General features: G+C 56.6%; 19 protein-coding genes. 6 read left to right on the top strand and 13 right to left on the bottom strand.

The window, feature by feature from the left end:
- Genes EDC14_RS14215 through EDC14_RS14240 form a run of 6 tightly spaced genes read right to left on the bottom strand, consistent with a single transcriptional unit; the run spans position 1 to position 5,878 of the window.
- Positions 1-702 carry a diacylglycerol kinase gene (locus EDC14_RS14215; RefSeq protein WP_132014966.1) on the bottom strand — a complete coding sequence of 234 codons (702 nt, stop codon included), beginning with the start codon at positions 700-702 and terminating at the stop codon, positions 1-3.
- Positions 699-1,178, bottom strand: a complete 480-nt coding sequence (gene ybeY, locus EDC14_RS14220; RefSeq protein WP_132014967.1) for an rRNA maturation RNase YbeY — start codon at positions 1,176-1,178, stop codon at positions 699-701. The genes EDC14_RS14215 and ybeY overlap by 4 nt, the downstream gene beginning before the upstream one ends.
- Positions 1,159-3,369, bottom strand: coding sequence for an HD family phosphohydrolase (locus tag EDC14_RS14225; RefSeq protein WP_132014968.1), 2,211 nt, complete (start codon positions 3,367-3,369; stop codon positions 1,159-1,161). The genes ybeY and EDC14_RS14225 overlap by 20 nt, the downstream gene beginning before the upstream one ends.
- Positions 3,370-3,383: 14 nt before the next feature.
- Entirely contained in the window at positions 3,384-4,346 is a 963-nt protein-coding gene (locus EDC14_RS14230) for a PhoH family protein (RefSeq protein ID WP_132014969.1), read from the bottom strand.
- A 30-nt stretch (positions 4,347-4,376) separates the two neighbouring features.
- A complete protein-coding gene (locus tag EDC14_RS14235; RefSeq protein WP_132014970.1) occupies positions 4,377-5,588 on the bottom strand; it encodes a sporulation protein YqfD in 1,212 nt (403 codons plus the stop codon).
- 5 nt (positions 5,589-5,593) lie between these two features.
- On the bottom strand, positions 5,594-5,878 hold the full coding sequence (locus tag EDC14_RS14240; RefSeq protein WP_132014971.1) for a YabP/YqfC family sporulation protein: 285 nt from the start codon (positions 5,876-5,878) through the stop codon (positions 5,594-5,596).
- A gap of 314 nt (positions 5,879-6,192) precedes the next feature.
- Between EDC14_RS14240 and EDC14_RS14245 the strand changes: the two genes are divergently transcribed.
- Positions 6,193-7,107 carry a porin gene (locus EDC14_RS14245; protein WP_132014972.1) on the top strand — a complete coding sequence of 305 codons (915 nt, stop codon included), beginning with the start codon at positions 6,193-6,195 and terminating at the stop codon, positions 7,105-7,107.
- 316 nt (positions 7,108-7,423) lie between these two features.
- Here the strand turns inward: EDC14_RS14245 and EDC14_RS14250 are convergent, their stop codons facing one another.
- From EDC14_RS14250 to EDC14_RS14275, 6 genes are all read right to left on the bottom strand, one after another.
- On the bottom strand, positions 7,424-7,759 hold the full coding sequence (locus EDC14_RS14250; protein ID WP_132014973.1) for a hypothetical protein: 336 nt from the start codon (positions 7,757-7,759) through the stop codon (positions 7,424-7,426).
- A 484-nt stretch (positions 7,760-8,243) separates the two neighbouring features.
- A complete protein-coding gene (dnaB, locus tag EDC14_RS14255) occupies positions 8,244-9,587 on the bottom strand; it encodes a replicative DNA helicase (RefSeq protein WP_132014974.1) in 1,344 nt (447 codons plus the stop codon).
- Between the two features lie 279 nt (positions 9,588-9,866).
- Positions 9,867-10,424 carry a GerMN domain-containing protein gene (locus EDC14_RS14260; RefSeq protein ID WP_132014975.1) on the bottom strand — a complete coding sequence of 186 codons (558 nt, stop codon included), beginning with the start codon at positions 10,422-10,424 and terminating at the stop codon, positions 9,867-9,869.
- 120 nt (positions 10,425-10,544) lie between these two features.
- Positions 10,545-11,234: a hypothetical protein gene (locus tag EDC14_RS14265; RefSeq protein WP_132014976.1), complete on the bottom strand. Its 690-nt coding sequence runs from the start codon at positions 11,232-11,234 to the stop codon at positions 10,545-10,547.
- A 254-nt stretch (positions 11,235-11,488) separates the two neighbouring features.
- Positions 11,489-11,668, bottom strand: a complete 180-nt coding sequence (locus tag EDC14_RS27075; protein WP_132014977.1) for a hypothetical protein — start codon at positions 11,666-11,668, stop codon at positions 11,489-11,491.
- Positions 11,669-12,031: 363 nt separating this feature from the next.
- Positions 12,032-12,970 carry a S66 peptidase family protein gene (locus EDC14_RS14275; RefSeq protein ID WP_132014978.1) on the bottom strand — a complete coding sequence of 313 codons (939 nt, stop codon included), beginning with the start codon at positions 12,968-12,970 and terminating at the stop codon, positions 12,032-12,034.
- 106 nt (positions 12,971-13,076) lie between these two features.
- On the opposite strand from EDC14_RS14275, the gene EDC14_RS14280 reads away from it, so the two are divergent.
- The 3 genes from EDC14_RS14280 to EDC14_RS14290 are packed head-to-tail and all read left to right on the top strand — an operon-like array spanning position 13,077 to position 17,096.
- On the top strand, positions 13,077-14,729 hold the full coding sequence (locus EDC14_RS14280; RefSeq protein WP_132014979.1) for a spore germination protein: 1,653 nt from the start codon (positions 13,077-13,079) through the stop codon (positions 14,727-14,729).
- Complete coding sequence (locus EDC14_RS14285; RefSeq protein WP_165908024.1) at positions 14,719-15,828, top strand: GerAB/ArcD/ProY family transporter; 1,110 nt, start codon at positions 14,719-14,721, stop codon at positions 15,826-15,828. The genes EDC14_RS14280 and EDC14_RS14285 overlap by 11 nt, the downstream gene beginning before the upstream one ends.
- Entirely contained in the window at positions 15,825-17,096 is a 1,272-nt protein-coding gene (locus EDC14_RS14290; RefSeq protein WP_132014981.1) for a Ger(x)C family spore germination protein, read from the top strand. The genes EDC14_RS14285 and EDC14_RS14290 overlap by 4 nt, the downstream gene beginning before the upstream one ends.
- Before the next feature lie 252 nt (positions 17,097-17,348).
- Here EDC14_RS14290 and EDC14_RS14295 read toward each other — a convergent pair whose 3' ends face one another.
- A complete protein-coding gene (locus EDC14_RS14295; protein WP_132014982.1) occupies positions 17,349-17,531 on the bottom strand; it encodes a hypothetical protein in 183 nt (60 codons plus the stop codon).
- Positions 17,532-17,857: 326 nt separating this feature from the next.
- Between EDC14_RS14295 and EDC14_RS14300 the strand changes: the two genes are divergently transcribed.
- Entirely contained in the window at positions 17,858-18,517 is a 660-nt protein-coding gene (locus tag EDC14_RS14300) for a hypothetical protein (protein WP_132014983.1), read from the top strand.
- Positions 18,518-18,769: 252 nt separating this feature from the next.
- Entirely contained in the window at positions 18,770-20,023 is a 1,254-nt protein-coding gene (locus EDC14_RS14305; protein WP_132014984.1) for a M48 family metallopeptidase, read from the top strand.
- Positions 20,024-20,283 lie beyond the last annotated feature (260 nt).

Below are 20,283 nucleotides of genomic sequence, written 5' to 3' on the forward strand. Positions count from 1 at the left end.
TTACCTCAGCAACAATTGAAAGATCAAAGTCGTGGTCAAAAAACCGAGTAAGCCGCCAACCAGGACTTCCCCGGGGGTATGAATTTTATTCTCGATCCGGCTCTCCGCCACCAAAAAGAGTAAAAATAAGGCGAGCGCCGTAACCAGGCTCTGCCTTGTCAGAAAGAAGATGGCGGTGGCCGACGCGGCGGCCAGGGCCGTATGGCCGCTGGGCATGCCGCCTTGCACCGGCCGGCCGGTTTTGGTGAGCGCCTTTCCGGCAATGGTAAAAACCACGGTAAAGGTGATGGCGATCATGCTGAGGTAGATGGGTGACTTTTGCAGGGAGACGATGACCATCGGAATTAACGGATCCAGCTTCGGAAAGAAGATCATGTAGCCGATGATCACCGCGACCGTGGAAGCGACTAACACCGCGCCCGCCGCCACATTTTTGGCGATCGCCGCCAGCGGGTGGATCTCCTGGGTCACCAGATCCACCGCGACTTCAATGGCGGTATTGATCATTTCGGTGACAATGACAAAGGCAATCACCAGAAACAGGATCAGGATCTCCAGCTTGGTAAGTTTGAAGATCAACGAGGCCAACAGGATCAAGGCAGTGGCCAGAAAATGCAGCCTCATGTTGCGCTGCGTCTTCAGGGTATAGACCACGCCGTCGAAGGCATAATTGAATGAATCCAGCAAGGAACGGGCCCTCAAAGCGGCTTCCTCCCCAAGTCATGCTGCCGTAGGATCGCTTCCTCATTTTCGCGCATCCGGACGGTCTCTTCCGGAGTTTGGTGATCGAATCCCAGTAAGTGCAGCAATCCATGAACAGCCAAATAGCATAGCTCGCGCTCAAAAGAGTGCCCGTACTCCGCCGCTTGTTCCTTGGCCTTCTCGACTGAGATGAAAATGTCCCCCAATAATTCGGGCGCATCTTCCGGCATTTGCGGCGGCTGATCCTCCGCCACGGTTTCGGCGATGGCGAAAGACAGGACGTCGGTGGGGCGGTCCACTCCGCGATACTGCAGATTCAACTCATGGATATAGGGATTATCCGCCAGGATCACGCTGACTTCGGCCTGCGGCTTGCCGTGGCTTTCCAGGCCGAAGTCCAGGACCGAAATCAACAAATCCAGCTGGGCTTCGTCCACCGGCAAGGTTTGCTGAATGTCATTTACTAAAGTCGGCACCGCTCTTCTTCCTCTCGATCTCTTTCAACACAGTCTCAGGATATTCCACTCGACTATGGAATAACCCTCCAAAAACCTTCAAAAAACTATTTTTCACATTATTCAAATCTTTCAGCGTCAGATCGCACTCGTCGAACTGGCCGTCGTCCAACCGTTCGCGAATGATCTTTTGAATGAGCGACTCCACTTTGGCCGGAGACGGTTTGGCCAGTGAGCGAACCGCCGCTTCCACCGAATCGGCCAGCATCACCAGGGCCGCCTCCTTGCTCTGCGGTTTCGGGCCTTCATAGCGGAAATCCTCTTCCATCAGGGCTTCCCGCTCGCCTTGCACGCTCTCGGTGGCCCGCTTGTAAAAGTAGCGAACCAGGTCGGTCCCGTGATGCTGCTCGATGATCTCGATCAGCTTATCGGGCAAGCCGTGCTCTCGGGCGATCTCTGCGCCTTCTTTCACGTGGTAGGTGATGATCAGCGTGCTCAGCGTGGGATTCAGCTTCTCATGGGGATTCTCCTGGCCGAACTGATTCTCCACAAAAAAGTATGGCCGTTTTATCTTGCCAATATCATGATAATAAGAACCGACCCGCACCCAGAGCGCGTCGGCGCCGATGCCCTCGGCCGCCGCCTCGGCCAGATTGCCCACCATGACGCTGTGGTAATAGGTGCCCGGAGCCTCAATCTGCAGGCGGCGCAGCAACGGATGGCCCGGATTCGACAATTCCAGCAGCCGGATGGCTGAAGTCAGCTTAAATAAATGTTCAATGAAAGGCAGCGAGCCGATGGCCAGCACCGCCGAGAGAATGCCGTTGGCCACGGCGAAAAGGACGATCTCAACGTTGAAGCTGCTCCGGAACAGCAGATTCAAGGCAATGGCCGTCGCCGCGTTGACCCCCATCAGCACCAGGCCGCTGCGGACCAGATCGCGCTGGCGGCGGAAATTGAAGACCGCCAGGACCGATACCACGCCGCTGACGAAGTAAAAAACGGTCAGCGCCAGATTCAGCTCCACAATAATTCCGCCGAACAAGCTCAGGATCGCGGTCATCGCCAGGGCCAGTTGCGGAGTGACCAAAACGCTCACCAACATGGTGGCGAAGCTTACCGGAGCCAGATACGGCAGCGAGGTATTATCCGCCAACGACAAAACCTTGATCAATCCGACCACCATCACCAGGAGCAACAACATCAGATAGAGCAGCCGTTCCTGCTTAAAGAGGGCCGGATGAAACTGCATGATATAGACCAGACCCAGGATGATCAGTAAGATAAGAAAGAACGACAGGCTCAGGAACACCCGGATCCGGTTCGATTCATCGGTGATCAGATGCAGCTCTTTCAGCATGCGCAGATCATTTTCGGTGATCACCTGGTTCTTGGCGATCAAGGTTTCGTTTTGGCGGTGGACCACCTCGGGGACTTCCCGGTTGACCCGTTCCTGCAGGCGGGCGATCTTCGCCTGGTCCAGCACCAGGTTGGGGCGGATCGCGACCTCCAGCAGCTGGGCCAGGACCGGCAGGACCGTCCGGGAGACCGCTTGTTTCTCCAGCAGCGGCGCCAGCGACGTTCTGACCTTCGCCAGGTCGTTTTCGCCGATCATCTGGTTGGCCTCCAGATCCTGGAGCACCTGATGGGATTTTTCCTTGACGGTCTGGTAGGCGTCATCGGACAACGCCAACAGATTGCGGACCAAATCCCGGCTGGGCGATTGATAGACGAACTTGGTCAACCGCGCGATGAGCTGCGCGACGGAATCCGCCACACCCGGCCTGGCGGAGCTTTCCGCCCGTTGGCGTTCCTGATCGATCAATTCAAAAAAGCGGTTCAGCTTATAGGCCGCGTCATTTCCCACCGAGTTGTCGATCTGGTAATAGGCCGGATCCTGTTTGGCGATCTCCACCGCCCGCTCCCAGGCGTCCGCCCGGGCCAGCTTGGTGGCTTCAAAGTCCACCACGTCCTTGGGAGCCACGATCTCCTCCTTGCTGACCTGGCCTATTTTGAGGTCAAGCGCCCGGGGGAAAAGATTGATCTGCAACAAGGTGATGAGCAGCAAAAAACAGACGACCACCAGCAGTCCTTCGCGGACCGACGGGGTTTTCATCACGCCCGCCATTTTGGCGAGGACTTCCAGGGGCGCCGCCGTCTCATTACCGCGGACTTTCTTCGGGGTCAACCCTTGACTGTCATTGTGTTCCACGCGAGCCGTCTCCTTTACTTGTCCAGCGCATCATAGCGCTGGTAGGCCCTGATGATCCGCTGCACCAACTCATGGCGGACCACATCGCGATCACTCAGCATCACCACGGCGATGCCGGAAACTCCGGCAAAGATCTCGGCCACATCGGCCAGGCCCGACCGCACGCCGCGCGGCAGGTCCACCTGGGTGATATCGCCGGTCACCACCGCTTTGGAACCGAATCCCAGACGGGTCAGGAACATCTTCATCTGCTCGGGCGTGGTATTTTGGGCCTCGTCCAAGATGATGAACGAGTCATCCAAGGTCCGGCCACGCATATACGCCAGCGGAGCAATCTCGATCACGCCCCGCTCAAAATGTTTCTGAAAAAGATCGACCCCCATGATGTCATATAATGAATCATACAGCGGCCGCAGGTACGGATCGACCTTTTCCTGCAGATCGCCGGGGAGAAAACCCAATTTTTCGCCGGCTTCCACCGCCGGCCGGGTCAGGATGATCCGGTTGACCTCCTTGGCCTGGAGCGCCGCCACGGCCAGGGCCACGGCCAGATAGGTTTTGCCGGTTCCGGCCGGCCCGATGCCGAAGCTCAGCGTGTGATGGCGCACGGCTTCCACATATTGCTGCTGGCCGATGGTCCGCGGAAAAAGCTTCTTGCCCCGGGCGGTGACCGCCACGATGTTTTGGGTGAGGGAAGCCACTTTGGCCAGCTGATCTTCCTTGGCGAGGCTGATCATATAGGTGATCTCCGCCGGGCCGGGATGGTTGCCTTGCTGCAGTTGTTCGCCGATGATCGCGAAGATGGCGGCGGCCCGCTCCACCCCAGGCGCCGCGCCGGACAGGACCAATTCATTGCCGCGGGAAAAAATTTCGATCCCCAGCCCCGCGCCGACCAACCGCAGATGCTCCTCGAGTTTGCCGATAATTTGCGGGGCGAAACGGGGTTCAAGCGCCAGTTTCAACTCTTGATTATTCAAATAGCTGCGAGTACTCCTTCAATTAAAATGTCAATTTGGCGATTCCGGAGGCTGATCTTTCAACGGAGCGATCAGGGCGATATCCTGAATGCTTTCGTAGGTGACGATCAATTTCAGGAAGTTGCCCTCCGTCGACCAGTGGACGGTCCGTTTGCCGCCCCGGCCCGGCAGATACTTGCGGCGTTCCGCCGCTTCGCGCAGCGCGGCCGCCTTCAGCTCCGCCGGGGTCCGGACCACCTTCACCCAACGGGCCGCCTGCCAGGTATCTTTAATGATTTCTACAACCAAAGCCGGATTCCTGCCTTGATAAAGTCTCTTTTGCCACCGGGTCCAGGAATAATTGGCAACCGGCCGCTTTCCCAGCCGGAACAGGGGCCAGAGCCGTTTGCCCACCCGGAGGCTGTAAGCGGTCAGCCGCTCCCGTTCCGGCAGGGCCCGCCAGCAGAGGCGCGGTTCGGTCACTTCGATATCCTGCCAGACCCGGGCCTCCACGATCCCGTTGGCCGGTACCGGTATTTTTACCAATTCACCGCTCGCTTTATCACTCTGCCATTCGATGCCGCTGATCAGCAGGTCGCCCGGGGCGACGGTATCCCCTTCTTTCACCGCCGAGGTGCCCCGGATGACCGCCACTTTGGTGACCAGCCCGTCGCGGCCGGCGATCAGATCGTAGCTGCTCCGGGCCGGCGGCGGCACTTTCCGCTTGACCACCGTGACGTCGGCCACCACGCCGCGCAGATTGAGCCCGAACCAGACCGCCTGCGGCATTTCCAGCATCACTTCCCGTTCGACCATGGTCTTGCGGGTCAGCAGGCTCCGGCGGGTCACTCCCGGCTTGACCCCCAGCTTGGCCAAGGTGGTGAACAGTTGTTGGCGGTCGGCCCCCTCAAATCCCTCCACCCGGATCACCAGGACCAAGGTGGACAGGTAGATTAACCCTCCCACGAACAGCACCGAGCCCAGCAGGAAGGTCCGGCGCCGCCGCATTTTTCGCCAGCTGAAAGGCCAGCCCCGCTTGCGGTGCAGCCGCACCGTGGCCTGGGAGCGCCGGGCGTATTCGCGGATGCGCCGGAAGCCGTGAGCCCGCAGCTTGACATGGAGCACGTCGGGGCCGACCCGTTTCACATCCCAGAGCACCAGCCCGGAATTGGTGGCCAAGTTGATGAATTTCTCCAGATGCGGGCCGCGGACCAGGATCTCCACATAACCGAGAAGCCAGGAGACGATCCGGTTCAAAAGCATCCGCGCTACCTCCAGTCCACCAAGTCGAGCTGCGCGATCCGGCCCTGGATGATGACCTCGTCCTTCACCGCCGAGACCAGGGTCAGATTCTCGCCCGCGATCCGCAGCTCGCCCAGTTTGGTATTGACCCGGACCACCCGCGTGTCATACTCGATGACGCCGCGGTGGTTCTCAATGATCGCGCTCCGGTTGGCGCTCAATACGATCCGCGGCCAGTCGGCCACGGTATCCAGCGGTATATCCAAAAACTCCATTAACTTGTGTCCGATGGGACTCTTCTTCTCCGGCACGGCAATCCCCCCTATTATGTTGTATGCGGCGAGGGGTGGATTTTATTAATCCGGTAGTTAAGTGTAGCCTTTTTCCGGTCCGGCCCGCCGTTCCTAAATCCTTTGCAGAGAAGTTCCCGGAAAAGGTTAGTTTTTTGTTAATTGTTTGTTATATTCTGCTTATATGGAGATCAAGGCAATTGACAACCGGGATGTCTAGTGGTAATTTTAGGTTTGTGTAACAACTTGAGGAGAAAACTGAGACAACTCCTCCGGTACGCGTTACAGAGAATCGGTATCGAAAAGATACCAAAAAAATTAAGGAGGAAGAAAGAATGAAAAAACTGCTCGTTGCTTTACTCTCCCTGGTTCTGGTTTTTGCAGTTGTGGCCAGCGTCTCCGCTGCCGCGCCGACCGTCACCGGTTTGCTTCAATATGAAGCCCATGAAGACACCGGTACAACCGATGCTGAAAAGGTGGATGCTCGTATTTTCTTCAATGGTAGTATTAATGACGCGACCAATTATACCGTATCGCTTCAATATGCTGATACGGCTGCGAATGGCGCTAATGTCAAAGTCCGTGAAGCATTTGCTACTTATAAGACAGGTTTGGGTAATTTCTCCCTTGGTAAAATTCGCATTACCCCGAGCATCATCGACTTGTTAGGTGGAGTTTCTCCTCTAGCCGGTGATGTCGACGGAATTACCGCTGCTCAAGTAGTTGTTAAATACGCTTATTCCTTCGATGATAATACTAACGTATGGTTAGCTGTAGTCCCGGCCGATTCTAGCCAAAGTGCTACCAGCAAAGTTGAGGCTGGAGCTTTTGTTGCACAACTTAATACCAAAGCTTCCATCTTCGACTTGGGTCTGAATTATCAATATGAAGGTGAAGGCGATGCGGGTTATGCTTTCCAGGCCAGCACCACTTTGTTCGATTCCTTGAAGCTCTGGACCGAACTGGGCAGAGTTGCCGATCAAACCGAAGCCGCTTCTTCTGATGCTAAGACTGCCTATTATGTTGGCGCCGCTTACACTATTGGAAAATTAACTCTGGAGTACGAAGAACAGTTCAACGATGATTTCAAATACAATGCTACATTCAGTGGAAAAGGTAAACACTGGGGTTCCAAAGTTAGCTACGCTGTAAATGATAACCTGACCCTGGAACTTTACCACAGCCCCAATTACGCTATTGGCGGCTTCGACAACAGCAAAAACTTCGCCAAAGCAGTTATCAGCTTCTAAGAAATACTGTCCTACATAAAAGCCACCTCTCGGGGTGGCTTTTATTTTTTCCACTCCCTTACATCTGATCTGTCTATCTAACCCCACCAACTTGCTAAACTCTTTCTGGAGGCAACTCCACCAAGCTACCAAGCCGATTTTCCTCTCTCTTCGCTCTCTCCGAATCGGAGAGAGTAACCATCATTCTTCGGCAGCCTAAAAGCTTTTCGACTATGGAGCCCGGTGGTTCCCCTTCCCGATTTAGGCCATAGGTTGAGGGGGTGAAATAGATCTTTTTACGAATCACGGATCTCTTTCGGCGGCTGAAAGAGCTCTTTCAATCGCTCAAGGAGCTCTTTTTGTGGAAAAAGAGTTCTCTCAATCGGTCAGCAAGCTCTTTTTGTGGATAAGCAAGCTCTTTTTGTGAATAAATGAGCTCGCTCAGTCGTCGAGCGAACTCTTTTTGTGGATAAGCGAGCTCGTTTTGTGAATGAACAAGCTCTTTTTCGGGAAAATGAGCTCGCTCAGTCGCCCAGCAAGCTCTTTTTGTGGATAAGCGAGCTGGTTTTGTGAATAAGTAAGCTATTTTTGTGGATAAACGGTATCGTTGAATGGGGTTAATGAATTTTGGCTGTGGATAAGTCGGGGAAGCCCCGGTAAAACAAGGTCCCATCTCTTCGCTTCCTTGAGCCGCTTGCTTCATAGAGAGGGAAAGGCACTATAGTTGCTACTGGCTTCCGGGTAACTCAAGGGGTGAGTTCCGAGGGCCCAAAACCAGACTCTCCCCTGAGTTTCACTTGCATCAGGCGATTCGGAAGATTTTGGTTGCACACGGAAAGTCCCTTTCGTAAGCTCGCTCGATGCAGCCCTCATCCCCAGCCCTTCTCCCGGCATCGGCCGGGAGAAGGGTATCGAAGACCGTTCTTGCCAATCCATTCCCAAAACCCTCTACCGGCCTTTGACGAGAGAGGGGGGGTGAGGGCTGCCTCGAACGGGATAAGTTTGAAGTTCAGTAGCGAGGGGGACCATGTTTGACTGAGCTTTTTGTTTCAAAGTTTCATAAACCCGGTAAATCAAGGTTCCCCTCTCGCTTGCTTCAAAGGAGGAACGACACGATTGTTGCTACTGCCGTTCGGGCCCGGGGTCACGATGTTAACCTAAATCTGATGCTGTCGATCCAGCCCCACGAACTTGCTGAATTCCTTCTGGAAGAGCAACTCCACCGTGCCGACCGGGCCGTTTCTCTGCTTGGCGATGATCAGGTCGGTGATCCCTTTCTTCTCGGTCTCTTTATTGTAATAATCCTCGCGGTAGAGGAAGGCGACGATGTCCGCGTCCTGCTCCAGGGATCCCGATTCGCGCAGGTCGGCTAGGGACGGCGTCTTGTCGGTCCGCTGCTCGACGGCGCGCGACAGCTGGGACAGGGAGATCACCGGCACCTCCAGCTCGCGGGCGAGCGCCTTCAGCGACCGGGAGATCTCCGACACCTCCTGCTGCCGGTTCTCGGAACGGCCGCGCGACTGCATCAGCTGCAGGTAGTCGATGACGATCAATCCCAGGCCGGCCTCGGCCTTGATCCGCCGGGCCTTGGCCCGGATGTCGAAAACCGTCACGCCGGGAGTGTCGTCGATGTAGATATTGGACTCGGAGAGCCGGCCCAGGGCGTGGGAGAGGCGCGGCCAGTCCTCGTCGCGCAGGGTTCCGGTACGGATCCGCTGATTGTCGACGCCCGCCTCGGAACAGAGCAGCTTCAGGGCCAGCTGCTCCTTGGACATTTCCAGGCTGAAGACGATCACCGGCGCTTTGTAGTCCACCGCGGCGTTTCTGGCCAGGTTCAGGGCGAAGGTGGTCTTGCCCATACTGGGCCGGGCCGCCAGAATGATCAGGTCCGACGGTTGCAGGCCGGCGGTCATCCGGTCCAGATCGCGAAACCCGGTGCCCAGCCCGGTGACGCCGCCCCGGTTCTCATAGAGTTGCTCGATCCGTTCGAAGGTGTCGATCAGGATGCTCTTGAGCGCGACATACCCTTTGACGTGGCGCTGTTGGGCGATTTGGAAGATCTGCTTTTCGGCCTGGTCGAGGATGCTGTCCACCTCGTCGGCGCCCTCGTAGCCCAGGCGGACGATTTCGGTGGCGGTGTTGATGATCGAGCGGAGCAAGGCCTTTTCCGCCACGATCTTGGCGTAGTATTCGACATTGGCGGCGGTGGGCACCGCGTTGGCCAGAGCGGTCAGGTAGGGGATCCCACCGATCTTCTCCAGCATGTTGCGGCGTTTCAACTCTTCGGAAACGGTAATGATGTCCACCGGTTCGCCGTGGTTATGCAGATGCAATACGACCTCGAAGATGACCCGGTGCGCCTCGCGGTAAAAAGCTTCGGACTGCAACAGTTCCAGGCCCTTTTCGATCGCTTCCTTCTCCAAAAACATCGAGCCCAGCGTCGAGCGTTCGGCGTCGATATTCTGCGGGGGGATCCGTTCGGCAATGGATGCAATACTCATCGTTGACTTCCTCCATCCGGCATGATGTCAGCTTTGCTGACTCCGGCCTCGCATTGAATGTAATAAGACCGTCATGATTCCAATACCATAGTAATTCTGTAAAAAAGCCGCAGTCCCTGCCGCCCGCCGGGCGCGAGTCCAAAATCTTCATCTCCGGCGCCGCGCCAATTTCTGCCATGCACGGCGGCTCCGCCCGGGAGCAAAAGAAAAAGGCTGTCCCCTGCGGCGGGGGCAACCTCTTGAACGGATATGGCCGGGGCGGCCGGAAGGCTGCCCCGGTCATTCGGGAGCCAACACCCGATCGTTAAAGCCAAAAGTCTGGGTCAGATCGACGTGGCCGGCCAGCGATTCCACCTCGCTCCCTTCCACCAGGATCTTCACCTGGTGGATATCCGGAAACTTGGTGAGGGTATTGACTAGGGAAGCGACGGCCAGAGCCTCCCCCTCGGCGCCGACGTTCAGACGGGTGGCGGCCTGATTCAAGTCCACCGTGGCCAGACCGTTCGCGACCTTCAGATCCAGTACTGCGGTGTCTCTGGGGAACAGCCTCTCCAAACCGGAGCCCGCCGGCGGTCCGGCGAACAACGCCGCCAGCGCCCGGCGATGCCGGTCGCCGTCCCGGGGAATCCGGACCAGCACCGGCTGGAGCGAGAAATTATTCCCGTCCGTCCGCATGAAGAATACCGCCGCCGTTTCGGTGGCCAACTCCCGGTTCTCCGCCATCAGCCGCCGGTTCTCCCGGAGCAGCGGAATGGTGGCCGTCCGGCCCAGATAGTAGCCGATTCCGCCGGAAACGATGAATACGCCCAACATTGCCAAAATCGTCGCGCGACGCAATGACGAGCCCCCCCCAATGCGACCAAGGGCGGCTCCCGGCCGCCCTTGCTGCTGTTTTTCGATTGATAACTACCTTCTCCAGCATGTCACCGGCCGTGGCTCAAGAGCCGGGTCCGGCCTTTAAAACTTATGCTGGAAACCTACCCGGTACTTGGGATCCTTGTCGTACTGACTATTGATGTCCAGGACCAGGCTCGTCTGATCGCTGACATGATACTTCAGCTGGTAATCATGGAAGAACTCGCCTTCGATATAGAGCATCGGCTGCAGGTGCAGCTCCCATTTGTTCCACTGCCACCCCAGGTCGCCGCGGAGGAAAAGCTGCGGCTGGTTGTCGTCGTTATAGTCATAGATGATGATGTCGTCGCCGTTCTCGCCCCGGACTCCGGCGAATAAAAAGATCCGCGGATACATCTGGATCCGGACCGCCGCTTCGTAACGGGCCCAGTCCTCGCCCCGGTATCCCGTATCATAAAAACCGGTCAGCCGCAGGTTGGTACCGAACGGGATCGAAAAATCCAGTCCGGCGTAGCCGTTATAGTCCTCAGCTTCGGTATCGTAGCGCACCCCGCCTTTGACCGCGATCTTATCCGAGAACCGGTATTTCAGGCCGGTGGTCAAGGCATCATACTGATAATGAGCCTCCAGATTCGTCTTCTCTCCCAGGTGCAGATCGAGATCGCCATAGCCGTCGACGCCGAAGATTCCGGTGACGCTGCTTTGGGGCGCGGGCTCTTCGGCCAGGGCCGCGGCGGAGACCATCAGCAGCAATGCCGTAATGAACAGGCCGATCAGTGTCAGTTTCTTCACAAAGATTTCCCCTTCCGTTTTCTCTGAGAACTGCCGCGTTCCTTTCAGCCAAGTCCTTGTCCCCAATCACCGCTGGCGACGGGGAACGCCGCCACGGATTGCGGAATTCAGGAAATCCGGCAAAGCTCTCATTTCTGCGCTTACAGACTTCTAACGATTCCAAACGCGATTGGTTCCCAACCCCGTCATGGCTCCGCGTCCCGGGGTTTCCCCCGCCCCGGGCCTGCGGAAACCGGCTTGAGACTCCAAAGGCATCAACGTAAGTTTTCTGCCGTCCCATCCTTAGGTTCACATGATTTCCAGTCCCATAGGGAGATAATTCGCGAAAAACTTTCATAATCCTCTTCCAGCATCGCGGCAATGCGCCAGTAATTCCTCACTGCGCTGGCAAATGGCGCATCGCCCGCCTGAATCTTCCTTCTTGAAGATGACATTTCGTAGCACCTTATACCCACAATCTAAAATACAAATTCCGGATATCCCTCTCCATTCAAGGGCAATGTCATCAAGCTATCGTAGAAAAATTTGGCTGACGAAATGGAACGCCGACCGGGCGATAAATCACCCGGCTACAAGGCGAAAGGACCTTGAAAGGCCCTAAACAATGGGATGAAATATTCTGCTTAAAATTAGCCACAGAAGGCCTTACATCTTGTAGCCGGGGCATTCATGCCCCGGTTGGCCCGCATATCGTCTATCGTGTAGGCACCGTCGAAACAAAAGTCCAAGATATGGGATCGTCGCTTGATGACATTACCATTCAAGGGAAGATTATTTTTAAAATTATGCCAATTTTCTCACATCGTATGCTCCCCAAAGGGCGATTCCAGCAAGCAAACTTCGCCGCAGCCGGTGTCGACCTCCGCCCGGATTCCCTGCGGCAGGGTCCACTGGTGCGCGGCGTGGCCGATGGGGTAGCCATACGCCGCCGGACAGTCCAACTGCGCCAAGCGCTCGGCGAAGACGGCGATCAGTTCCGCCTCTTTGCCCTGCTCCGGAGGGAGCGAGCGGCCCACCAGCACCGCGGCGGCATTGTCCCAGACCCCGCTCAGCAGCAGCTGGGTCAGCATCCGGTCGATCCGGTACGGCGCTTCTCCGGTCTCTTCCACGAAGACCACCGCATTGTCGAAATTCGGCAAAAAACGGGTGCCCAGGAGCGCCAGGAGCGTCGCCAGATTCCCTCCCAAAAGCGGTCCCATGGCCCGGCCGGTCCGGATCGGCACGAACAACCGCTCCTCCTGGGGTGGCCACGGCAACGGAGCAGTCTCCGCCGTTCCGGACAGCATCCGCAGGGCCTGAGCGGCGCTGAAAGTACTTTGCCCCAGCGTCGTCAATACCGGGCCATGAAAGGTCACCAGCTTGATTTGGGACCATAGGGCCAACTCCAGGCCGGTAATGTCGCTGAAGCCGATCAGCGGCTTGGGAAATTTGGCGAAGAGGCTGTAATAAAGTTTCGGCAATAAGCGCAGTGTGCCGTAACCGCCCCGCAGGCACCAGATGGCGGCCACCGCCGGATCGGCCCAAAGCCTTTCCAGATCGGAGCGGCGTTCCAGGTCGCTCCCGGCCAGATACCCCGGACGCCAACGGACGGTCGTGCCGGCCTCGACTTGGTAGCCGGCGGCCAATAATTCCGCCATCGCCCGCTCGGCCGCCTCCGGCTTCTCCACCGGGCTAGCCGGGGCCACGACCCCGATGCGTGCGCCCGGCGCCAGCGGTTGCGGTTTAATCTTCCCCATGGCAACCTCCTGAAATAATTGATGAACGACTTCCAACCCCGCCGGTTTACGGCATATAGAAACCCGCAAACCGGTGCATACTAAGCCATGATTTGGAGGAATAGCGATGAAATTCAGTGCGTTCTTTGGCAGGCTCTTTCAATTCCACCGCAAAGACCAGCGCTTTTCCCTGGGCAATCAGTCATTCGAGCGGCCGCCGCTTCCCAAAAAGGAGCCGGGGGCCGAGTTGAGCCGGGATCTGGCGGAGAATGAGGCGCAACTCAAAGAGATTTTCGGGCTTCCCACCAATATGGATGTGGTCATCCGCGATTTCGAGATCCCGGCCTTGAATCGGAAAGCTCTCATTATATATATTGACGGACTCAGCGATCGCAACACCCAAAATTTTGCGATCCTCGAGCCTCTGATGGTGTTGGGCCACGATGAGTCGGGCGATTCCGGCGATGTGATCGAAAGGGTCTATCAAAAACTGCTCCCGGGTCACCAGATTCAGCGCACCAAGAAACGCCAGGATGTCATCTTCGGAGTGCTGGACGGTTCCAGCGCGCTGCTGGTCGACGGCGGCAACGAGGCGCTGATCATCGAGACCAAAGGCTGGGAACACCGGGGCATCGAGAAACCCTCCAATGAGCCGGTAGTGCGCGGACCCCAAGAAAGCTTCAATGAAAACTTCCGCGCCAATACCGCCAGCATCCGGCGGTACATCCGCGATCCCAAGCTTTATACCGAGATCCTCCGGGTCGGCAAGCGCAGCAACAACCTGCTGGGGATGATGTATATCGAGGATATCGCCAATCCGAAACTGGTGGAAGAGGTGAAATACCGGATCCAGACCATCGCCGAGACGGTCGATTACATTCCGGAGACCGGCATGCTGGAGGAGTTCCTGGAGGATCACCCTAAATCACTGGTGCCCCAGATGCTCTCCACCGAACGGCCGGACCGGGTCGCAGCCTATCTCCGGGAAGGTCACGTGGCGCTGTTGATGGCCAACAGCCCCTTCTCGCTGGTGGTACCGATCACGTTCACCATTTTTTTGCACGCGGCGGAGGATTACTATCTACGCTGGCCCTTCGGCAACTTTCTCCGGCTGATCCGCTCCGGCGCCATCTTCATCGCCCTGCTGCTGCCGGCGATCTACATCGGCGTGGTCAATTACCACCAGGAGATGATCCCCACCGATCTGCTGCTGGCGATGACCGCCGCCCGGGAAGCGGTGCCGTTTCCGGCCTTTGTGGAGATCATCTTCATGGAATTTGCCTTCGAACTGATCCGCGAAGCGGGGGTGCGGATCCCGAGCGTCATCGGTCCCACCATCGGCATTGTCGGCGCCTTGATCCTGGGCCAGGCGGCGGTCAGCGCCTCCATCGTCAGTCCGATCCTGATCATCATCATCGCCATCACCGCGCTGGCTTCTTTTGTGGTGCCCAACTATAATGCCTCGTTTACGATCCGTATCTCGCGTTTCATCTTTGTGGTCCTCGCGGCGGTGCTCGGTTTTTTCGGGATCGCCTTCGGCGTCTTCGTGCTCGCGCTCCATTTGGCCTCCATCAACAGTTTCGGCGTGCCGTTCCTGACGCCCATCGCTCCCTACCGGCCCAAAAATAAAGACCGGGTGTTGCGGCCCCGTTCCTACGCCCAACCGTACCGTCCGGTCTTCCTCCGGCCTTTGGACGCCATCCGCCAGAAATGGAACGCCCGGCCCTGGGACCGGCCCCAGGCAGACCATTCAGAAGAGGAGGATGACCATGATTCGTGAAGAAAAAATCGGACACCGCGAAGCCTTGACCCTGATCGTCATCCTGTTGACCGCCAAGATCTTTCTCTCCTTCCCCCGCAATCTGGCGCTGCTCAGCGACGCCGCGGGCTGGATCACGGTCCTTTTGGCGGGGATCTGCAGCCTCATCGGCTGGTTCTTTCTTAACGCGGTGCTCGCCAAATATCCCGAGCTCAATCTGGTGGAGATCGCTCAAAAAGTAACCGGAGGATGGATCGGCAAGATCATCGGCCTTTTGATCACGGTCTTTTTTATGTTCTTGACAGCCCTCTATCTGCGGCAGTTTGCCGAAAGCTTTATCCTGGCGATCCTGCCCCACACGCCGATCAGCGTTATCTCGCTCGCTTTTTTATTCCTGCTGGTCTACGCCAACCTGCTCGGGATCGAGATTTTGTCGCGGGTCGCCTGGTTATTCGGGCCGTATCTGGTGGCGGCCTTAATCCTGATTATCGGCTTTGCGCTACCCCAGGCCAAGTTGGATTATATCACGCCGGCGCTCGGGCCGGGCGTCTTGAAGGTCATCCGGTTTTCTTTCTTTGAAATCTCTTCGTTCGCCGAAATATTGCTGCTGGGGATCATCGCCCCGCTAATCCGCAAGCGCGAGAAGCGTTTTCGGGTCGGAGTCTACGGGCTGATCCTGGCGACCCTGATCAATACGGCCCTCGCCGCCATCACGGTGATGGTCTTCAATTACGTCGCAACCCAGGGGCTGATCTTTCCCGCTTTGCAGCTGAGCCGGCTCATCTCCTTCGGCGAATTCTTTCAACGGGTCGAGGCGCTCTTCGTGTTTCTCTGGTTCTTCTGGGCCGGGATCCAGCTGGGAGGGTTGTTTTACGGCTCGGTCACCAGCTTTGCGCAGACCTTCAAGATTGAGGATTACCGGCCGTTAATCTTCCCCGTGGCGGTGCTCGTCTTCGCGGTGAGCATGATCCCTTCCTCGATGACTCAGGCCGTACAATGGAGCGGTTCCACCAGCGAATTGGCCTGGCTCGGTTATAGCTATTCCGGAGTCGCTTTCGGCATTCCCCTGCTCCTTTGGTGCTGGACCTTGATCCGCGGGAAAGTGGGTGGCAACTCATGAGACCGCGCCGCATCCTGATATCCGTCCTCGCGACGGTCCTGGCGGTAATGCCATTGTTGCTCAGCGGCTGCTGGGATCGGCAGGAACTGGAAAGCCTCGGCCTGATCCAGGCGCTCGGATTGGATCCCAGTTCCGACGGGCGCGGGGTGAGCGTCACCACCTTGCTGGCCATCCCTTCCCAGACCAAATCGGGGGGCGGGGGAGGCGGCGGGGAGGGGCCGGGGACTTTCATCATCACCATGGAAGCCCCCTCCATCTATGAAGCTTTCAACAAAATCAACACCACCGTCAACCGGGAGATCACCTTGCTCCAAAACTCGGTCATTATTATCGGCGACGCGCTGGCCCGCCAGGGGTTGCTGCCCTGGATCGATAATCTGATCCGTTTCCGGGAAATGCGCCGGACCGTGAATATCCTGATTGCCCGCGGCAAAGCCGCGGATTTGATGCAAGTCCAACCCAAGCTGGAGAAGAATGCCGGCGAATATTTCCAGGACCTGATCGGGCTTTCCAAAAGCAACGGGATGTTTCCCATCACTACCCTCAATGATTTCATGTACCGCTATGAGGCCTATGCCCAGGACAACTATGCCCCATACCTCGCCAAGTACCAGCGCCAGCCGGCGGAGAGCGGTGCGGGGCAAGGCAGCGGCGGCGGGCAAGGAGGGGGAAGCGGCCCGAAGCAAGAAGAGACCCCCAAGCCCCCGACCGAAGAGGCCAAGGATATCCGCTGCATCGGAACGGCAGTCTTCCACGCCGATAAAATGGTAGGCGCCCTTGATAATTACGAAAGCCAGATGCTGCTCTTGTTGACCAACCATTTTCGCGAGGCTTTTCTGACCATTGAGGATCCAATCCGGCCGAATTTCTACATCGTTTTCCGTCTGATCGCCAGCAATCCGACTCAGATCCGCTATCAGCCCAGCGGCGGGCAACAGCGTTTCAGAGTCCAGTGCCGGCTGGAAGCCGATCTAGTCAGTATCCAGAGCGGGATTGATTATACCGCTCCCGATAAAGAAGCGCTCCTGGGCAAAAAGATCGCCGCTGAGCTGACCCGGCGGATCCGCCGGGTGATTACCAAGGCTCAAAAGGAGTATCACTCCGATATCTTCGGCTTCGGGAATAAAGTCCGGATGACCACGGCCACTTCCCAGGAATGGGACCGTTTCGACTGGCCGGCCAAGTTTCCCGATGCGGAGATCCGGGTCGGCGTCAAGGTGGCCATTCGCCGGGTCGGAGTTCAGTTCCAACCGCCGCAACGGCGTTAACCGAGGTTAAAAAAAACGGGAGCGGTCATCCGCTCCCGTCAGAGTGTAGACAAAACCCGCATTCAAGCCGCAGGCAAAGAAGTGGTTTTCCGCAACTTGTTCAATTTAAAGAATCGGGATAAGAGAGCTAAAGAACCCACCGAAAGAGGCGGCGGCATCCCTCGCTTTTTCTTCCCCATCGCCAGCTTCTTTAAAGCTTTCGTAAAGCGTAAAACAAGGCTGCCGACTTTACTTTGTCGACAGCCTGACCCGTTAGTGATTGAGGAAGAGCATATAAAAGGGCAACCCGATGCAGAGCAGCGCTAAAACCATAACCGCCAGGCCGCCGCCGTAGTTCTTCTCCCGCCATTGCTCCAAGCCGAAAAGTACCGTATAAAACGCCACCAGCAAGACTCCGAGCATTGCCACATAGGACACTCCGCCCACCTCCATCATTCTTTTCTTCCCCAGACTTAAAAGTGTTGTGATAAACCCTGCCCGAAGGTCAGGGTGAACACAAAAGCTCAGAAAAGCAAGTGATAAAGTCGTTTTTTAGTCCATTGAAAGGATGATTTCCGTTTCGAAAGACTTTATCACATGGCTTTTAAAGCTGACGGCGCACACCGCCAGGACAGAATATTGAGTACGACATCTATAGCATGCGCCGGCCGCCTTTAATTTATCGTAATCCTCCCCGGCGCTCGCTCCACGTTAATAAATTGGCCGCGTCTGTCGTATATTTTCAAGAACAGACACGAGCAGTCGCGAGGAGGAGACCCGGAATGAACCCTTTTAAATGGCACTGCCCCTACTGCAACTGTTTCGGCGTGGTGACGGAGACCAATTTTTATCAGACCCAGACCACTTTGGACAAAGGCCAGGACGGGCCGCCCCGCATCATTACCATGGAATTCGTGATCTGCCCCAATCCCGAGTGCCGCCGCTTCACTTTTAAAGTGACGATGTACCTCTCCAAGGGCCGGAACGAGGGCGAACCCGAGAACCGGGAGTTCCAATGGACCCTGCTGCCGCTCTCCGGTTGCGAACAATACTTCGAGGGAGTTCCGGCGCTGATTCTCGCCGATTACCAGGAGGCAGTGCGCATCCTGACCTTGAGTCCCCGCTCCGCGGCGCTGCTGGCCCGGAAATGCCTGCAAAATATCCTGGCTGATTTTTTTAAGATCGCCAAACCACTGGGCAAAGCCTTCCCCATCGTCCTCAAGAGCCGGCTCGATCCGGTCATCGCCGCCGGCATTACGGCGCGCTTCCAAAAGGAAGGCCGGCGGCTGGAGGAATTCATCAAACAGGGTCTCTCCCTGGCCAGCGCGGTCAAGCCGGAGGAGGTCCGGGAGCTGATCTGGCTGGTGGAAATCCTGTTGCGGGAGACCTATGTCAGCAAATATGAGAAGCTGAAACAGGTCCAGGAACCCCCTCAATCCTGAGCCTTATTCCGGATCGTCCGGCACCGGCCGGGTTTCCGCATAAAAAAGCAGGAATTTCTTTTTGAATAGGAAATAAATATAAATGACCCGGAGATGGACAACAGCTGGGATAACTTGCGGGCCCATTGCCGGTTTCATCCGGCCGGCGGCAGGACGGGCTCATTCCCCGGGCTCCGCCAGTGCCCATTTCCCGATCGCCTGCTTCGGCAAGCTCCATGACCATCCAAAAGTTAATGATAAGGAGAGAACTGAATGAGTTCGTTGCTCTTCCTCCATCTGTTCCTGGGATTGTTCGGTTTAAAAATCTTGATCAAACTGGTTCTTAACCTTTTAAATCTGATTCATCTCAAACGGAAGGCCGGCCAGATCCCCGGCCCCATTGCCGGCCTGGTCGATCATTCCCAGCTGCGCCGGATTGATTCGTACAATGCCGACAAGATGTGTTTTCAAACCATCGTTTTTTTGGCCGATACCCTGCTGCTGTTGGGTTTTCTCTTTACGCCGCTTTACGCGGGCTATACCGGATGGGTACAATCCCTGCCCTGGCCGGGACTGGCCAAGGGCCTGCTCTTCTTCCTGCTGATCAATTGGACGCTGTGGGCCCTGGAATTGCCCTTCAGTTTTTATTTTCATTTCGTCATCGAGTCCCGCTACGGCTTTAATAAGTACAGCCCCGGGGAGTGGTGGACGGACAACCTGAAGAGCTGGCTGATGAATACCGTCCTGACCGTGGTGGTCCTGGGCCTGATCCTGGCGCTCTGGGGCGACCGGACCGCCTTCACCGTCACCGACATCCTGGTCGGCTGGGGGATCATCTTCGGCCTGACGGTGCTGTTCATGTATCTGGTGCCGGTCCTGTTCATCCCCTTCTTTTATAAATTGACGCCTTTGCCCGACGGGCCGCTGAAGGAGCGGATCACCGCCCTGGTCGGCCAGACCGGTTTCACTATCCGCGGCATCTTCATGGCCGACGAGAGCCGGAAATCGGGCCACGCCAACGCGCAATTCGCCGGTTTCGGCAGGAATAAGACGATCATTCTCTTCGACAACCTGGTGGACCACTATACCGACGAGGAGATCCTGGCGGTGCTGGCCCACGAGATCGGCCACGGCAAAAAGAAACACCTGCTCAAGCTGATGCTGATGGTGCTGGTGGAAAGCCTGCTCTTTTTGGTCTTTGCCTTTTACCTGCTGACCGCCGACTTCACCTTTCAGGCGTTCGCCATTCCGAAACTCTTCTACAGCGGACTCTTCATCACCTATGTCTTCTTCTTTGACGTGCTGTCTTTTTACATTATGCCCTTTTCGTCCCGGTTCTCCCGGAAACTGGAGTATGAAGCCGATGCTTTTTCGCGCAAACTGATCGGGACCGCCGGACCGTTGGTATCGGTCTTCAAGAAATTTATCGTCAACGAATTGGACAACATCAACCCGCACCCTTTATACGAGGCCTTTTACTACTCCCACCCCACGCTCTGGAAACGGATCAAGGCCTTGGAGTCGTAGCCCCGGCCGGGCGCGGGAATTAAACAAAATTTTACTATACGCGGTTTCCGAATTGTTTTACACTATATGGAGATGAAACCGTTTTACTCGGCATTCAAGGAAATGCGCCCACTCAGCCGGGCGCGCCAGAAACTGCTTGCGACTCCGGGGCAAGCTCCCCATCCCGGAGTGCCTAGTCCTGTCTCGTGCCAAAATGGGCCGCAGGGAAAAAACCTCTGCTGCCTGTAAAATAGGAATAACTAACCCGCCGGAGGATGAAA

Source organism: Hydrogenispora ethanolica (genome assembly GCF_004340685.1).
Lineage (GTDB): Bacteria > Bacillota > UBA4882 > UBA8346 > UBA8346 > Hydrogenispora > Hydrogenispora ethanolica.

What these genes read in the sequence shown, in the direction of transcription:
- EDC14_RS14235 (WP_132014970.1), bottom strand. Translation starts at nt 5,588, where the DNA reads ATGCTTTTGAACCGGATCGTCTCCTGGCTTCTCGGTTATGTGGAGATC.
- EDC14_RS14245 (WP_132014972.1), top strand. Translation starts at nt 6,193, where the DNA reads ATGAAAAAACTGCTCGTTGCTTTACTCTCCCTGGTTCTGGTTTTTGCA.
- EDC14_RS14250 (WP_132014973.1), bottom strand. Translation starts at nt 7,759, where the DNA reads ATGGGACCTTGTTTTACCGGGGCTTCCCCGACTTATCCACAGCCAAAA.
- dnaB (WP_132014974.1), bottom strand. Translation starts at nt 9,587, where the DNA reads ATGAGTATTGCATCCATTGCCGAACGGATCCCCCCGCAGAATATCGAC.
- EDC14_RS27075 (WP_132014977.1), bottom strand. Translation starts at nt 11,668, where the DNA reads ATGTCATCTTCAAGAAGGAAGATTCAGGCGGGCGATGCGCCATTTGCC.
- EDC14_RS14275 (WP_132014978.1), bottom strand. Translation starts at nt 12,970, where the DNA reads ATGGGGAAGATTAAACCGCAACCGCTGGCGCCGGGCGCACGCATCGGG.
- EDC14_RS14280 (WP_132014979.1), top strand. Translation starts at nt 13,077, where the DNA reads ATGAAATTCAGTGCGTTCTTTGGCAGGCTCTTTCAATTCCACCGCAAA.
- EDC14_RS14285 (WP_165908024.1), top strand. Translation starts at nt 14,719, where the DNA reads ATGATTCGTGAAGAAAAAATCGGACACCGCGAAGCCTTGACCCTGATC.
- EDC14_RS14290 (WP_132014981.1), top strand. Translation starts at nt 15,825, where the DNA reads ATGAGACCGCGCCGCATCCTGATATCCGTCCTCGCGACGGTCCTGGCG.
- EDC14_RS14295 (WP_132014982.1), bottom strand. Translation starts at nt 17,531, where the DNA reads ATGATGGAGGTGGGCGGAGTGTCCTATGTGGCAATGCTCGGAGTCTTG.
- EDC14_RS14300 (WP_132014983.1), top strand. Translation starts at nt 17,858, where the DNA reads ATGAACCCTTTTAAATGGCACTGCCCCTACTGCAACTGTTTCGGCGTG.
- EDC14_RS14305 (WP_132014984.1), top strand. Translation starts at nt 18,770, where the DNA reads ATGAGTTCGTTGCTCTTCCTCCATCTGTTCCTGGGATTGTTCGGTTTA.